Below are 14,507 nucleotides of genomic sequence, written 5' to 3'. Positions count from 1 at the left end.
TGTTTATCGAGTGTCCTTATGGACGCACACGAAGACACCCGCCGTATTCAAGTTTTGTCGGTCTCTGATACCGGCCGCCGTCGCCGTTGGACGGATGATGAGAAGGTCCGGATCGTTGAGGAAAGCCGTGGCGATGGCGTGACATTGGCGGAGGTCGCACGGCGCCATGACATTTCGCGATCACAGCTTTACGATTGGCGATATAGGCACAAGAATGGGCTGCTTGGGGCTGGCCCACAATTTTTGCGCGTTCTTCAGCTCGAAGACGGCTCTGGCCCTGATGATGTTCCTGCGCCGCAAGCTCTTGTCATGACCATTGATCTCGGCCCGCGGTGTCGCGTGACGATCCCCTCCGGCTTTGACATGGAGGCTGCTGCGCGTCTGCTCAATGGCTTGATGGTGCGGCCATGATCGCGTTTCCGGTGGGCACGAAGGTTTGGATTGCGGGTGGGGTGACGGATATGCGGCGCGGGATGAACACCTTGGCGTTGTCTGTCCAACAGGGCCTTGGGCGTGACCCGCATGCGGGTGAGATATTCTGCTTTCGTGGGCGTAAAGGCGACTTGGTGAAATTGCTCTGGCATGACGGGGTTGGCATGTCGCTGTATCTGAAACGGCTTGAGGCGGGCAAGTTCATCTGGCCTGTGAGCCAGGACGGGACGGCTGTGGCGATATCATCCGCCCAGCTCGGTTATCTTCTGGAAGGGATCGACTGGCGTAATCCGCGCTGGACGCAAAGGCCCAGAACGGCTGGATAATCTGCGGTGAAGCGCCTGTTTTTATTGGCCTTTCGTAGCGTTTATGCTAGGCATCTGCCATGTCAAATGCCGCCTTGCAAATCGCCGAATTGAGCGCCGCACTTGCCGCGCAGACCGCCCGTGCGCAAGCTGCAGAGGCCGAATTGGTGCAAGCCCGCGCCTTGGTCTCCTGCACGGAGGCAATGATCCAAGAATTGAAGCTGGAGATCGCCAAGCTGCGGCGCGACAAATACGGGATCTCTTCCGAACGTCGCGCCCGACTGATCGATCAACTGGAATTGCAGCTTGAGGAATTGGAAGCGGCAGCCATAGAGGATGCGTTGGCAGCTGAACAAGCCGCTACTACAGACACGACCAGCGCCGTGCGCGCCTTCGCGCGGCGCAAGCCAGTGCGCAAACCCTTTCCCGACCACCTGCCGCGCGAACGTGTCGTGGTTGAGGCCCCGACCAACTGTTCCTGCTGTGGTTCCGACCGGATCGTGAAGATGGGCGAGGACATCACTGAGACGCTTGAAGTGATCCCCCGCCAGTGGAAGGTGATCCAAACAGTGCGGGAGAAGTTCACCTGCCGAGCCTGCGAGAAAATCAGCCAGCCACCAGCACCCTTCCATGCGATCCCACGAGGATGGGCCGGGCCCAGCCTGATCGCCATGATCACCTTTGACAAATATGGCCAGCACCAACCACTGAACCGCCAAGCCGAGCGCATTGCACGAGAAGGCATTGACCTCAGCCTGTCTACGCTTGCCGATCTGATCGGTCATGCCTGTGTGGCGCTTGCCCCGATCCATGCGCTGATCGAATGCCATGTGCTGGACGGCGGGCGTCTGCATGGTGATGACACGACCGTGCCGCTCCTGGCGCGTGGGGGCACAAAAACAGCGCGGCTCTGGACCTATGTGCGCGATGATCGTCCCTGGAATGGGGGTGCGCCACCTGCCGCGCTCTTTCACTTCTCAGCAGATCGTCGGAAAGAACACCCGACACGGCACCTGGCCGGGTGGCATGGTGTGCTGCAGTCAGACATCTATGGCGGTTACAATGATCTGTATCTGGCGGATCGCAGCCCGGGGCCGGTGCGATCCGCGCTGTGTTGGAGCCATGCCAGGCGCAAGTTCTTTGAGCTGGCCGATATCAAAGCCATCGCCCACAAGGGCAAAAAGGTGGCAGAGGAGATCTCGCCCATCGCGTTGGATGCCGTGACGCGGATCGACGCTATCTTTGCTGTCGAGCGCGAAATCACTGGCTTGTCAGCAGCAACGCGTCATGAAGTCCGGCAGCAAAGGGTCGCGCCGCTGGTCAATGATCTGCACGACTGGATGCGGGCCGAGCGGGCCCGGATGTCAAAGCACAACCCTGTCGCCAAGGCGATCAATTACATGCTCGACGGGAAAGGTCGCTGGGAAGCCTTTACTGCATTCCTTGATGACGGGCGCCTCTGTCTGACCAACAATGCCGCCGAACGCGCTCTACGCGGCATCGCATTGGGCAGAAAGTCGTGGCTTTTTGCTGGGTCCGAGCGCGGTGGCGACAGGGCAGCCTTCATGTATACCCTCATCGTCACGGCAAAGATGAACGACATCGATCCGCAGGCATGGCTGGCCGATGTGCTCGCCCGTCTGCCGGATATGCCGATATCGCGTGTGCATGAGTTGCTGCCTTGGCACTGGAAGACCACCACTGAATTGAAAAGGATTGCCGCATGACGCTGGTCGCGCGCCTCAAGGTCACATTATCTGACGTCGAACCTCAGGTGTTGCGGCGCTTCGATGTGCCACTGAAGATCAAACTCAACCGTCTGCACGATGTGATCCAGGCCGCCATGGGCTGGACCGACAGCCACCTTTATGAGTTCCGGGCCGGCGGTGTTGGCTGGGGCGTGCCCGATCCCGATGGCTATTACGATGGCCCGCTGCCTGCCAGCAAATCCAGTCTGCTTGATGTGCTCGAGGATGCCGGCACCAAGACCATCCATTACATCTATGACTTTGGAGACAACTGGCACCATGTGATCAAGGTCGAGAAGATCGATGACGCCATCCCGGGTGCCGACTACCCGCGCCTCGTCAGGGCCATCGGTGCTTGTCCCCCTGAAGATGTGGGTGGCTTTCCCGGCTACGCCGACTTCCTCGAAGCCATGGCCGAACCCAAGCACGATGAGCACGACCGGATGTTGGAATGGTATGGGGGAAAGTTCGACCCTGAAGAGGCAGAGATCGGCCGTATCCTCGACAACTTCGAGCGCCTCGCCAAAAAGTGGGCACCAAAGCCGCGCAAACCAAGGGCCGCTCCCAAACGCCTCTGATCAATACGGCACAGCCACGGCCTTCGGCGGATGCTTACGTTTGTTCGAGTTCGCGAAGAGTTTCGTGAAACTCGTGATCTACTCCGCAATTCTCGGGCTTTTCGTCTGGTCCAGGATGCCGGAAGTTCTGGCGGCAATCAATCTCGACCCGCGCTTGGTGACCGGGCTGATCCTGAAAATGTCGGTGTCGTTCCTGACGCTGGTGCTTGGCATCGCGATCGTGCTGGGCGGGATCGACTTCCTTTGGCAGCGTGCCGAGCATATGCGCAAGAACCGGATGTCTCACAAGGACATGAAGGACGAGGCAAAGCAATCGGAAGGCGATCCGCACGTCAAGCAGCAGCGGCGTCAGAAGGGATACCAGATTGCCATGAACACGATGTTGGCGGATGTTCCGAAGGCCGACGTCGTTATCGTGAACCCAACGCATTATGCCGTGGCTTTCGAATGGAAACGCGGCGCCGGACAGGCGCCGGTCTGCATTGCCAAGGGCGTCGACGAGATCGCGGCGCGCATTCGCGAGATCGCGGCGGAACATGGCATTCCCCTGCACAGCGACCCGCCGACCGCGCGCCTTTTGCATGCGTCGCTGAATCTGGGTGACGAGATCCACCCGGACCATTACGCGGCCGTGGCCGCCGCCATCCGGTTTGCCGAAGCCATGCGACAGAAGGCGAGGACACGATGAAACGCGCGGATCTGATGCGTCTGAAAGCGATCGCCGACATGAAACGCGATGCCGATTTGCAGAACGTCAGCCGGATCGCGGCGCAGATGGCCGCATTGCAGGCGGATATCGATCGAATCCGCAATCATACCCGGACGCGCGCGGCAAGCCTTGACCTGGATGCCGCGCGGATGTCCGGAGCGGATGTCAAATGGCAGCAAGCATCGGAACAACACCTGCGCGCGCTGCAACAGCGCCGCGCCGGTCTTGCGGCGGCGCGCGAAGGTTATCTTGGTGTTGCGCGAAAGTCGTTCGGCCGTGCCGAGGCGTTGCGGATGCTTGCAGACTCACGTGCAAAGCCCCGCAGCACGTAACCACGAGCCGTGACGGGGCAGAGCAGATTTCTGACCCTCCGTCAGACGTCTTGCCGGTTTATGTCCAGTATCAGAACGTCGATGAGCGCGGCTCCCAGTGTTTCGCGCGCCTTTTCGATCAAGGCGTTGCGCAAGCGATCCATGGAATCATTGGCGGTGAACGCACCCCGGAACCCGCCGGCGTTGGCATGGTCCAGCATCACCCTGAGAAAGCCGTCGCGCAGGCGGGGTTCCTGAACAAGAACGGTTTCGGCCTGATCCTTCGTCACCTCGAGGGTGAGCGTCAGAACGACCAGCGCGCCGACGTCGCCATCTTCGACCAGGGGGAAGACGAACTGGTTCGACATCGCGACAAATTCGCTCTCGATCGCGACTTTTGGCGGCTCCGGCATTGCTGCGGGCGCCGGTTGTGTTCCGGCCGCGGCGTGATCGACCGCCTGTTCGTTCGCGGGTTCCGGTGGCGGCGGGCGCAAGGCCACCCCTGCGCCGACGCCGAGCCCGAGACCTGCGAGGCCGATGATCAGGGGGATGAGTTTTGCAAGCATCTTCGGTCCTCAGAAAGGCAGGATGGCGTCGACGATCTGCTGTCCATACCTCGGCTGCTGCACATCCGTGATCTGGCCCCGCCCGCCGTAGGAAATGCGTGCAGCAGCGATCTTGTCATAGGTGATCTCGTTCTGGCGCGAGATGTCCTGCGGGCGCACATAGCCGGTCACGATCAACTCGCGGATCTCGAAATTGACGCGCACCTCTTGCGATCCCTGGATTTGCAGAACCCCGTTGGGCAATTGGTTGACCACGGTCGCCGCGACCCGCAGCGTCAGCTTTTCGTTGCGACGCACAGAACCGTCACCGGCGCTGACGCTGTTGGACGAGGTTGAAACCGCATCGGCAAGGGATGCTCCATCGGGCAGTTTTTCGTCGATCCGCTGGGGGATGCCGAACAATTGCGGGATGCCGAGGCTTTCGGTCCCGCTACGGGATCTCTGGGTCGAGTTCGAGATCTCCGCCTTGTCGTCGATTTCGATGACCACCGTCAGGATGTCACCCCGTCCCTCGGCACGCCGATCACCCAGAAGCGAGTTTCGCCCGCCCCTCCACAATGATGCCTGGTCCAGCTCGGTCCGCAGCTCGACCACTTGTGGCAGACCCGGATTGGCCATGGCGCTGAGTTCGTAACCGGTATCGGTCGGGCTGAGTTCGGGGGGCTTGCCGATCTGGCCAAGACGACCGCAGGCGGCAAGAAGACCGAGAATCAGAAGGACGGACAAACGCATGGTGGGGAGGTTCCTCAGGGCAATCTGTTGACGACATGCACGGTGCCGTCCTGGGCGACGGTGCCGCTGACGGTTGTGCGGGATTCAAGGTTCATCACCCGCACAGGATCACCCGATCCGGCGCGGGTCAGCACGCGGCCTTCGATGGCAATCGTGATCGGGCCGTTGCGGAAATAGACGCGAACGATCTGGTTGCGTTCGACCAGCGCGGGGGGGCCGATGTCGCCGGGGCGGATGGGGCGCCCGGCATACAGCATGACGCGGGCCTCCAAGCCCAGCGCCGCGGCGGGATCGCCCAACGCGCCCAGAACATCCTGGGACATCATTTTCAGATCCTCGGGTCCGAGGATCGCCTGTGCACGGATCGTTCGCGCGGCCACCAAGGTGTCGGCCGCGACGGGTGCGCCGAGTGTCAATGCGATGATGATGCCGAACCGGATCATCGAATCTGCGTGGTGGCTGCAAGCATCTGATCAGCCGCTGTAATCACCTTGGCGTTCAACTCATACCCGCGTTGCGCCTCGATCAGTTGGGTCACCTCGCGCACCGCGTCGACGGACGAATTTTCGAGATAGCCCTGGCGCAATGTTCCAAGACCGTCGGTCCCCGGCTCGCCTGCAAGGGCCGGCCCGGAGGCGGGCGTTTCAAGGAACAGGTTCGATCCCATCGCCTCCAACCCCTTGACGTTGGTAAAGCCGACGAGGGAAAATTGACCCAGAAGCTGTGGTTCGGGTTGATCGTTGAAATAGGCGTAGACCTCGCCTGCGGCGTTCACCGAAATGGCGCGCGCATCGGCGGGGATGGTGATGTCGGGCACCACGCCGTATCCGTCGGACGTCACGATCAGCCCGTCACCCGAGCGTTTCAGCGACCCGTCCCGCGTATAGCCGGAGTTGCCCGAGGGCAGCGTCACTTCGAGAAAGCCGCCGCCCTCGATCGCAAGGTCCAGATCTGCGCCGGTCTGGATCAATGTGCCTTGCTGGACATTCATGCTGATCGAGGCGGGTCTGACTCCGAGGCCCAGTTGCACGCCGGTGGGCAGTTGCGCGCCATCGGCGGCGTTGATCGTGCCGGCGCGCGTCACCTGTTGATAATGCAGATCGGCAAATTCGGCGCGGCGCGCATTATAGCCGGTGGTGTTCATGTTCGCGAGGTTGTTGGAAATCACCTCGACCCGCATCTGCTGGGCGCTCATTCCGGTCGCGGCTATCTGAAGGGCGCGCATGGCTCACTCCTTTTCGTGTTTGAAATCAACGACCCAAAGTGGTCAGGACGCCGCGAATCCGCTCATCTTCCTTTTCGAGGAAGCTCTGGCCCATCTCATAGGCGCGCTGCACCTGGATCATGCGCGCCATCTCGGTCATCGGATCGACGTTCGACCCTTCCAGAAACCCTTGGAGGATCGTCGCATCCGGTACCGGGTCAGGTGGGGCGGACAGGTCGAACAAGACACCGTCGCGCTTAGTCATGTCTTCCGGCGCCGCCGGTTTCCAGAGGCCGATCTGGGTGATCGGGATCCCCTGCGCGCTGAGCGTTCCATCCGAGGACAGCGCCACACCCGCCGCGTCAGGCGGCACGAAGATCGCCGCGCCACCTGCGTCCAGCAGGCGATACCCGTCGGGGTTCACCAACTCGCCGGTCGCGGCGGTGGTAAAGCTGCCGGCCCGTGTCAGCGCCTGGCCCTGGGGCGTCTCGATGAGGAAGAAACCATCGCCTTCGATGCCGAAGTCGAAGGTGCCACCGGTTTGCGTCAAGACGCCCTGGGCGGCGCTGGTCAATCGACCGCGTGCCGCAGACATCGACAGGGACGGCTCGCGCGGGTCGAGCCGTTCGACATATTCGGAAAAGATCACGCCTTCCTTGCGATATCCGCCGGTCGACATGTTGGCGATGTTGTTCGCCACCGTCTGCATTTCGCGCAGCAAACCGGACTGGCGCGTCAACGTGGCATATCCTGCGTTGTCCATCTTACTCTCCGCCGACCTGGGGGATGATCTGTGTGTCGAAATAGGTGACAAGCGTGTCGGTCATGAAGTTCATGGTCGCCCAGAACACGACCAGGATGGCCGCCACCTTCGGCACGAAGGTCAGGGTCATTTCCTGAACCGACGTCAGCGCCTGGAACAGGCCGACCCCGACGCCGGCGACAAGCGCGACCAGAAGGATCGGACTCGACATGACGACCGAAACCCAAAGGCCCTGGCGCAAGGTGTCGAAAAAGACCGCTTCATCCATCGGTCAGACCGGCATCCGAAGAATTTCCTGATAGGCCTCGACCACCTTGTCGCGCACGGTCACGGCGGTTTCGACAGCCAGTTCGGTTTGTGCCAGCGCCTGCACCAGCGAATGAGTGTCAGCGCCACCCGTCATCGCGGCCATTGCCGTCGACTCGCCGGTCTGCATGGTCGCGAGGAAGTCCTGTGCAAGCGCGGCAAAGGCGTCTTCGCCTGTTCCTGCGCTGCCGGGTTCAGGTGCCGTCAGCGGCCGGTTGGCCGAATAGCTTTGGGCGGCGTTCAAGGCGTTGATATCCATTCTGGATGTCCTTTTGGTTGGAGGGGTTCTAGCGGCGCAGCAGGTCCAGAAGGCCCTGCGCCATCTGGCGTGCCTGATCGAATACCTTCAGGTTTGCTTCGTAACTGCGCTGGGCTTCGCGTGCGTCGGCGATCTCGATCATCAGGTCGACGTTCGATCCGTCATAGCTGCCCGTCGCGTCGGCAAGGGGATGGCCGGGGTCATAGATCCGCGTCAATTCGGCCCGGTCGAGCCTGACTTTGCCCACCTCCACCTGTCCGGCCGCACCGCCCTGCAGGACGGCTTCGAAACTGACGGTCTTGCGCCGATAACCGGGCGTGTCGACGTTCGCGATGTTTTCGGACAGGTGCCGCAGACGCGTGGCCTGCGCGGTCATGCCGCTGGAAGACAGGGTAAGAGTTTGGAGAAAATCGCTCATCACGTGCTCCTATCGCTTGCTGCCAAGACTGGTGCGCAGGATGTCGCGCGCCGTCGAGAAGACGGACATCGCCAGATCATGCTCATGGCGGATATCGGCGCCGCGAATCATCTCGGCCTCGATCGAAACGGTATTTCCGTTGGGCGAAGGCTCCTGACCCGCGTCCATGGCGCGGCCGCCGCTGGGGCCGGGATCGGATGCCGCGATATGGCGGCTGCGCGTTGTGCGCAGGTCGATGCCCGTGGCCGGAGCCTCGACCATCTCGGCAAACGTCGGCAGGTCCTTGGCACGAAAGCCGGGTGTGTCCGCATTTGCCACGTTGCGCGCGGTCAGCGTCTGACGCTGACTTGCGTGGCTGGCCATGGCATGGGCGGTCTTCAGAACGGCGATGCTGTCGAACATCGGGGCTTCTCCCTCGATCAAACTCAACGAAGGCTTAACCGTCATTCCTTTACAAAGGGTTCTCACCGTCAAAGAAGGACAGGGAATGGCAGACATCGGATTCGAGAATGTCCTGGGCGCATTGGACAACGTTGACCTGGGGCGTCCCGTCGGACGTATCGTTTCGATTTCAAACGCAAAAATCGTGGTGTCGGGGCTGTCGCACATCGCCGCCATGGGCGACCTGGTGCGTATCGTCACGGCCCACGGCACCTGTCGTGGTGAAATCCTGGCGCTCGAGGGGGGCGAGGTATCCGTCTTGCCCGATTCGCCCCTGGAGGGGATGGTGCTGGGCGCGCGCGTGATCCTGTTGGGCGCGGCGACATTGGCCCCGGATGACAGCTGGATCGGCAGTGTCGTGGACCCGTACGGCGAGGCGTTCGGTGAAGGCACCCGGTTGCCGGGCATGACACGCAAGCGTCTGACGGGTGTGCCGCTGAACCCGACCCGGCGGCGCGGACTTGGCCCGCGGTTGAGCACGGGGCTGAGCGTTTTCAACACGTTATTGCCCATCGTGCGTGGTCAGCGGATCGGACTTTTCGCGGGATCCGGGGTGGGAAAGTCGACGATCTTGTCCCTGCTGGCGCAAAACCTTACCGCCGACATCGTGGTGATCGCCATGGTCGGAGAGCGAGGTCGTGAGGTTCGCGATTTCGTCGAGCGTGTCCTGGGGCCGCGGGGAATGGCGCGCACGATTATCGTCGCGGCGACCTCGGATCGTTCGGCGGCGTTGCGGCGGCGATGTGCCCTGGCGGCGATGACCGTGGCCGAACATTTTCGCGATCAGGGCAAACACGTTCTGCTGATGGCCGATTCGATCACCCGCTTCGCCGACGCCCATCGTGAAATCGCGGTCTCGTGTGGTGAGGCGACAGGGCCCGGGGGGTATCCCGCATCGATGTCGGCGTTGATCACTGCGCTGAGCGAACGTGCCGGCCCCGGCGTTGATGGTATCGGCGACATCACCGCGATCTTCACGGTCCTTGTGGCAGGGTCCGACATGGACGAACCGGTGGCGGATATACTGCGTGGCACGCTTGACGGGCATGTCGTATTGGACCGGGCCATCGCCGAGCGGGGGCGTTTTCCGGCAATCGACGTGCTCCGCTCGGTGTCCCGTGCGCTGCCGGATGCGGCGGATGAATCCGAAAATGCGCTGATCGGAACGGCGCGGCGCCTGCTTGGTACCTATCAGCGGGCCGAGCTCATGATTCAATCAGGGCTTTATTCCCACGGATCGGATCCCGCCATTGACGCTGCCATTGTTGCGTGGCCAAAACTGGATGCTTTCGTCGGGCGACGCGAGCCCAAGGGGGTGGGCGACAGCTTCGACGCATTGCGCGCCTGCATCGAACCGGCGAACAAGCGCCGTGCTTCCGCCGCCGATACGCGACAACCTTGAGGTGGATCGTTGACCCGCCCTCCGGTCTCCGAACCCGAACGTTTGAAGGCGCTTGAGGCCGGGAACGCGAAGCTGAAGTAGATGTTGGCGGCGCAGATGCTGGATGCCGCCACGCTGATGAGTTGGGAGAATCGGAAAACCATCCGGGTGATCGTTTTCCCGACCAACTTTACGTTATCGGCGCGACGGCTTACCTCGTTGTTGAGACGCTCAATGGGATTTGTGCCGTGCAACGTCGGCGCGGGATGGCCATGTAGGCCAGCACATCATGTTCGCGGGCATCCATCAGATCGGCCAGCTTGGACCGCCGGGTGCGAAGCTGCTCCGCGACATGGTGCCGGGTTTCACCTGCAGGCTTGCGATCGGGCGGCTCAAAAGGCCTGACGGATCGCTGCCGCGACAACCGTATGCCGGCCCCTTAAAACATGAGCCGGGGCGATCTGGTGCAGGCAATGGGCCTGAGCGGCATCTCGAAAAGCACTGTGTCGACGAACGCGCCGGCGAGTCGACGCAACTTTTCTGAAGGTGCGTCGGGGCGGCCGGATCGTCAGGGTCGCATCCTTCGCCTTCGTCTTGTCCGATGCGTTGCAGGATTCGCCATGTGCTCCGGTCTGGCGGGAATTCTGTCGTGCGTGCCACCCGCCAGCGCGTTTTCAACTGCGGCAATCACGGTTCGCCGCGGCAGGACTTCGGCTTTCAAGCCTATGAATCCACGACAAGAGCGCGATCGGTCGACGGCGCGTGCTGCGGTGCGGCGGGTGAAAACGTTGACAGATGTATCCTGAAGTGCAAAATTATACAGTATGTGGAAAAAAATCCATCTGGCTGTGGTGGCCGGGCGTCTTCCTCGGGAGTGAAAATGGCCCTCAGTGCGGAAAAGACGGCGATGGAAGCAAGCCTGTCGGTGCGTGCCGCGTGGCTGCACTATGTCGGCGGGCTGACGCAGGCCAAGGTCGCCAAGCGGCTGGGCGTGCCGTCTGTCAAGGCGCATCGCCTGATTGCGCGGGCGGTTCAGGACGGTCTGGTCAAGGTCACGATCGAGGGCGACATCGCCGAATGTGTCGCGCTGGAAGACGCATTGGCCGCCCGGTATGGGCTGGCGACATGCGAGATCGCGCCCGATCTTGGCGAAGAGGACCTGCCGCTGCGCACGCTGAGCCAGTCCGGCGCATCCTTCATCAAGCGCGAGATCGACAACGGCGATTACACCTGCATCGGGATCGGTCACGGTCGGACCCTGGCGGCCTCGGTCGACCAGATGAGCCGGTGCGACGGCACCAAGGTCAAGTTCGTGTCGCTTCTGGGCGGGTTGACGCGGAATTATTCGGCAACGCCACACGATGTGATGGCCCGGCTGACCGCAAAGACGGGGGCCGCTGCCTATGTCATGCCGGTGCCGTTCTTTGCCAATTCCGTCGAGGACCGCGAGGTGCTTCTGAACCAGCGCGGCGTCTCCACTGTCTTCGAGATGGCAGCCAATTCCGAATTGAAGGTCGTGGGCATCGGCACCACCGAACCCGGCGCGTCGCTGGTGTCGTCCGGCATGATCGAGGCGGACGAGATCAAGGCGGTGGTCGCCAAGGGTGGGGTCGGCGAACTGCTGGGGCAGTTCTTTGACGCCGAAGGTCGAACGATCCGCACCGCCTTGACGGACCGCACCATGTCCGCGGGGCTGAACGGGCCCGAGGGCAAGAAGATTGTCGCCATAGCAGGCGGCAGGGAGAAGGTCGGCGCCATCCGATCTGTCTTGATGAACGGTTGCCTGAGCGGCCTCATCACCGATGAGCGCACGGCACGGGCGCTTTTGCAAGACTGACAAATATGGAAACCAAGGGAGGAAGTATCATGTATGACAAAGAGAACAAGCTGATCGACAGCTTCACGGCGGGCCGGATGAGCCGGCGCGAGTTGTTCCGGGGCCTCGGGGCGTTGGGTCTGTCGACCTCGGCGGCGGCTGTCCTGGTCAACGCCTCGGCGACCCGCGCGCTGGCGCAGAACGGTTTCGACTGGAAGAAGCACGAAGGCACGACGGTGCGCCTGCTGCTGAACCAGCATCCCTATACCGATGCGATGCTGGCCAACCTCGAGAATTTCAAGGAACTGACGGGGATGGACGTGCAATACGACGTCTTCCCCGAGGACGTGTATTTCGACAAGGTCACCGCCGCGTTGTCGTCGGGATCCAGCGAATACGATGCCTTCATGACCGGCGCCTACATGACATGGACCTATGGACCGGCGGGCTGGGTCGAGGATCTGAACGAGTGGATCACCGACGACAGCAAGACCAACCCCGACTACAACTGGGAGGACATGCTGGAAGGCGTGCGCAAGTCCTGTGCCTGGAGCGGCGTGCCCGGCGCCCCCATCGGGTCGGAGGATGCCAAGCAATGGTGCATCCCGCTGGCCTATGAGCAGAACAACCTGACCTACAACCAGCGGATCTTCGACGCCAACAACCTGTCCGTGCCGACCAACATCGACGAACTGCTGGACACGGCGGCGGCTGCGAAGGCGGTGATGGACGGTGGCTATGGCATCGGCGTGCGCGGCTCGCGCAGCTGGGCGACGATCCACCCGGGATTCCTGTCGGGCTATACCAACTTCGACCAGGTCGATCTGACCGTGGGTGACGACGGCATGCTGTCGGCGGCGATGAACACGGATGTGTCCAAGGAATACCACCGCAAATGGGTCGAGATGATTCAGGAATCCGGTGCGCCCGACTGGTCGACGCACACCTGGTACCAGGTCGGCACCGATGTGGGTGCGGGGAAATCGGCGATGATGTTCGACGCCGATATTCTGGGGTATTTCATGAACGGCGGCGACAACGCCGAAGCCGGCAACCTCGCCTTTTCGGCGTTCGCGGCCAACCCCGCTGCCTCGGCTCCCACGCCGAACATCTGGATCTGGTCGATGGCCATGTCCAAGTTCTCGCAGAAGAAGGACGCGGCGTGGTATTTCCTGCAGTGGGTCACCGGCCCCGAGCATGACCTGTTCGGCGCCCGCGAGATGGACCTCGTGAACCCGGCACGGGCGTCGGTCTGGGCCGACGAGATGTTCCGCGACAAGCTGTCGGCCAAGTATCCGGGCTATGTCCAGATGCATGACGTATCGGCACCCGGCGCGTCGATCAAGTTCACGCCGCAGCCGTTGTTCTTCGACCTGACGACGGAATGGGCCCAGACGCTTCAGAAGATGGTGGCCAACGAGACGCCGGTCGACGAGGGGCTGGACATGCTGGCCGAGTCCGTGAACCGTCAGTTGGGCGAAGCCGGCCTGCACTAGGCCGCGCGAACGCGACCGGGCCTGCCCTCGGGTTTGGGCAGGCCCACCGGTTTTTCAGATCCGAAGATGACTTGCACGCCCTGACCGCGCTCGGGGCCACAGGAGATGATTGTCATGTCAGACGTGTCGACAGGCGCCCCCCCTCGCAGGCGATTCAAGGTCAGCCGACGGATGCTGCCCTATGTTCTCAGCCTTCCTGCCCTGCTTGTCTGCATCGGCATCCTGATCCCGTTCTTCACGGCCGTGCTGTATTCGTTGCAGCGTTATCGCCTGTCACAGCCCTGGGCGCGCAAGTTCAACTGGGGCGAAAACTATCTGAACTTCCTGTCGGATTCCTCGTTCTGGAATACGTTGAAGGTGTCGCTGACCTATGCTTTCGCGACCGTCGGGATCGAACTTCTGCTGGGGCTTGGCATCGCGCTGCTGTTGCAGAAGCGGTCGCGGTTCAACAACTTCGTGTCGATCATGCTGCTGATGCCGCTGATGACGGCGCCGGCGCTGGCGGCGTTGATGTGGAAGCTGATGACCAATCCGGGTTTCGGTATCCTGTCCTATTTCGCCGACTTGCTGGGCTTTACCAATTTCAACTGGGCGTCCGACCCGCAAACCGCGATGCTGACGGTCGTGATCGTCGATGTCTGGGTCTATACGCCCTTCATCATGATCCTGCTGCTTGCCGGTCTGCGATCCCTGCCGCAACAGCCGTTCGAGGCGGCGGCGCTGGACGGGGTGCCGCGATGGTTCGTGTTCTATCGCATCACCTTGCCGATGCTGACGCCCTTCCTTCTGACGGCCGTCCTGTTCCGCGTGATCGAAAGCATCCAGCAGTTCGACATCATCTATGCCATGACCCAGGGCGGACCGGGGGATTCCCTGACGGTTTTTCAGGTCGAGGCTTACCTGAACTTCTTCCAATCGACGAACGTGGGGCGGTCCGCCGCGCTGATGATGATCCTCTGGGCGATCACCTTTTTCCTGTCGAACATCTTCATCAAAAACTGGTTGCGCCTGCGTGAGCGGCAGCGCGGCGAAGCATAGGGAG

19 protein-coding genes and 2 pseudogenes are annotated in these 14,507 nt (G+C 61.8%); 11 read left to right on the top strand and 10 right to left on the bottom strand.

The annotated features are described in order from the left end of the window. Positions 1 to 18 precede the first annotated feature (18 nt). Genes tnpA through CFP68_RS03860 form a run of 6 tightly spaced genes read left to right on the top strand, consistent with a single transcriptional unit; the run spans position 19 to position 4,104 of the window. Positions 19 to 411 (top strand): IS66-like element accessory protein TnpA, encoded by a 393-nt coding sequence (tnpA, locus tag CFP68_RS03885; RefSeq protein ID WP_099824743.1) that lies wholly within the window; start codon positions 19 to 21, stop codon positions 409 to 411. Beyond that, complete coding sequence (tnpB, locus tag CFP68_RS03880; RefSeq protein ID WP_099824741.1) at positions 408 to 758, top strand: IS66 family insertion sequence element accessory protein TnpB; 351 nt, start codon at positions 408 to 410, stop codon at positions 756 to 758. Before tnpA ends, tnpB begins: the two co-directional genes overlap by 4 nt. A 59-nt stretch (positions 759 to 817) precedes the next feature. Beyond that, positions 818 to 2,464 carry an IS66 family transposase gene (gene tnpC / locus CFP68_RS03875; protein ID WP_099824739.1) on the top strand — a complete coding sequence of 549 codons (1,647 nt, stop codon included), beginning with the start codon at positions 818 to 820 and terminating at the stop codon, positions 2,462 to 2,464. Next, positions 2,461 to 3,063, top strand: a complete 603-nt coding sequence (locus tag CFP68_RS18385; RefSeq protein ID WP_241523942.1) for a plasmid pRiA4b ORF-3 family protein — start codon at positions 2,461 to 2,463, stop codon at positions 3,061 to 3,063. Before tnpC ends, CFP68_RS18385 begins: the two co-directional genes overlap by 4 nt. Positions 3,064 to 3,103: 40 nt before the next feature. Beyond that, on the top strand, positions 3,104 to 3,751 hold the full coding sequence (locus CFP68_RS03865) for an EscU/YscU/HrcU family type III secretion system export apparatus switch protein (RefSeq protein WP_338152799.1): 648 nt from the start codon (positions 3,104 to 3,106) through the stop codon (positions 3,749 to 3,751). Beyond that, positions 3,748 to 4,104 (top strand): hypothetical protein, encoded by a 357-nt coding sequence (locus tag CFP68_RS03860; protein WP_099824737.1) that lies wholly within the window; start codon positions 3,748 to 3,750, stop codon positions 4,102 to 4,104. The genes CFP68_RS03865 and CFP68_RS03860 overlap by 4 nt, the downstream gene beginning before the upstream one ends. Positions 4,105 to 4,145: 41 nt before the next feature. On the opposite strand, the gene CFP68_RS03855 is transcribed toward CFP68_RS03860, so the two are convergent. Genes CFP68_RS03855 through CFP68_RS03815 form a run of 9 tightly spaced genes read right to left on the bottom strand, consistent with a single transcriptional unit; the run spans position 4,146 to position 8,733 of the window. After that, positions 4,146 to 4,649, bottom strand: a complete 504-nt coding sequence (locus CFP68_RS03855) for a flagellar basal body-associated FliL family protein (RefSeq protein WP_099824734.1) — start codon at positions 4,647 to 4,649, stop codon at positions 4,146 to 4,148. Between the two features lie 9 nt (positions 4,650 to 4,658). Further along, positions 4,659 to 5,381: a flagellar basal body L-ring protein FlgH gene (gene flgH, locus CFP68_RS03850; RefSeq protein ID WP_099824732.1), complete on the bottom strand. Its 723-nt coding sequence runs from the start codon at positions 5,379 to 5,381 to the stop codon at positions 4,659 to 4,661. A gap of 14 nt (positions 5,382 to 5,395) precedes the next feature. After that, complete coding sequence (gene flgA, locus CFP68_RS03845; RefSeq protein ID WP_099824730.1) at positions 5,396 to 5,824, bottom strand: flagellar basal body P-ring formation chaperone FlgA; 429 nt, start codon at positions 5,822 to 5,824, stop codon at positions 5,396 to 5,398. Then, positions 5,821 to 6,606: a flagellar basal-body rod protein FlgG gene (flgG, locus tag CFP68_RS03840; protein ID WP_099824728.1), complete on the bottom strand. Its 786-nt coding sequence runs from the start codon at positions 6,604 to 6,606 to the stop codon at positions 5,821 to 5,823. Before flgG ends, flgA begins: the two co-directional genes overlap by 4 nt. Positions 6,607 to 6,631: 25 nt before the next feature. Continuing rightward, on the bottom strand, positions 6,632 to 7,348 hold the full coding sequence (locus tag CFP68_RS03835; protein WP_099824726.1) for a flagellar hook-basal body complex protein: 717 nt from the start codon (positions 7,346 to 7,348) through the stop codon (positions 6,632 to 6,634). Position 7,349: 1 nt separating this feature from the next. Next, positions 7,350 to 7,616 carry a flagellar biosynthetic protein FliQ gene (locus CFP68_RS03830; protein ID WP_099824724.1) on the bottom strand — a complete coding sequence of 89 codons (267 nt, stop codon included), beginning with the start codon at positions 7,614 to 7,616 and terminating at the stop codon, positions 7,350 to 7,352. Positions 7,617 to 7,619: 3 nt separating this feature from the next. Beyond that, on the bottom strand, positions 7,620 to 7,913 hold the full coding sequence (gene fliE, locus CFP68_RS03825; RefSeq protein ID WP_099824722.1) for a flagellar hook-basal body complex protein FliE: 294 nt from the start codon (positions 7,911 to 7,913) through the stop codon (positions 7,620 to 7,622). 28 nt (positions 7,914 to 7,941) lie between these two features. Further along, on the bottom strand, positions 7,942 to 8,331 hold the full coding sequence (gene flgC / locus CFP68_RS03820; protein WP_099824720.1) for a flagellar basal body rod protein FlgC: 390 nt from the start codon (positions 8,329 to 8,331) through the stop codon (positions 7,942 to 7,944). A 9-nt stretch (positions 8,332 to 8,340) separates the two neighbouring features. Then, positions 8,341 to 8,733 (bottom strand): FlgB family protein, encoded by a 393-nt coding sequence (locus tag CFP68_RS03815; protein WP_099824717.1) that lies wholly within the window; start codon positions 8,731 to 8,733, stop codon positions 8,341 to 8,343. An 85-nt stretch (positions 8,734 to 8,818) separates the two neighbouring features. Between CFP68_RS03815 and CFP68_RS03810 the strand changes: the two genes are divergently transcribed. Next, positions 8,819 to 10,174 carry a FliI/YscN family ATPase gene (locus CFP68_RS03810; RefSeq protein WP_099824715.1) on the top strand — a complete coding sequence of 452 codons (1,356 nt, stop codon included), beginning with the start codon at positions 8,819 to 8,821 and terminating at the stop codon, positions 10,172 to 10,174. Between the two features lie 170 nt (positions 10,175 to 10,344). Here CFP68_RS03810 and CFP68_RS18630 read toward each other — a convergent pair. Next, positions 10,345 to 10,611 (bottom strand): annotated as a pseudogene (locus tag CFP68_RS18630) (transposase); the annotation flags it as partial. Between CFP68_RS18630 and CFP68_RS18625 the strand changes: the two are divergent. From CFP68_RS18625 to CFP68_RS03785, 4 genes and pseudogenes are all read left to right on the top strand, one after another. Further along, positions 10,612 to 10,756: pseudogene (locus CFP68_RS18625) on the top strand (IS256 family transposase); the annotation flags it as partial. A 277-nt stretch (positions 10,757 to 11,033) separates the two neighbouring features. Then, complete coding sequence (locus CFP68_RS03795; protein ID WP_099824713.1) at positions 11,034 to 11,990, top strand: sugar-binding transcriptional regulator; 957 nt, start codon at positions 11,034 to 11,036, stop codon at positions 11,988 to 11,990. 29 nt (positions 11,991 to 12,019) lie between these two features. Then, on the top strand, positions 12,020 to 13,465 hold the full coding sequence (locus CFP68_RS03790) for an ABC transporter substrate-binding protein (RefSeq protein ID WP_099824710.1): 1,446 nt from the start codon (positions 12,020 to 12,022) through the stop codon (positions 13,463 to 13,465). 171 nt (positions 13,466 to 13,636) lie between these two features. Then, positions 13,637 to 14,503 (top strand): carbohydrate ABC transporter permease, encoded by an 867-nt coding sequence (locus CFP68_RS03785; protein WP_241523941.1) that lies wholly within the window; start codon positions 13,637 to 13,639, stop codon positions 14,501 to 14,503. Positions 14,504 to 14,507: the final 4 nt, after the last annotated feature.

Source organism: Oceaniglobus indicus, assembly GCF_002751875.1.
GTDB classification, from domain to species: domain Bacteria; phylum Pseudomonadota; class Alphaproteobacteria; order Rhodobacterales; family Rhodobacteraceae; genus Oceaniglobus; species Oceaniglobus indicus.
The sequence above is the reverse complement of the archived record's forward strand: the minus strand, read 5'-3'. Positions and strand labels throughout refer to the sequence as shown.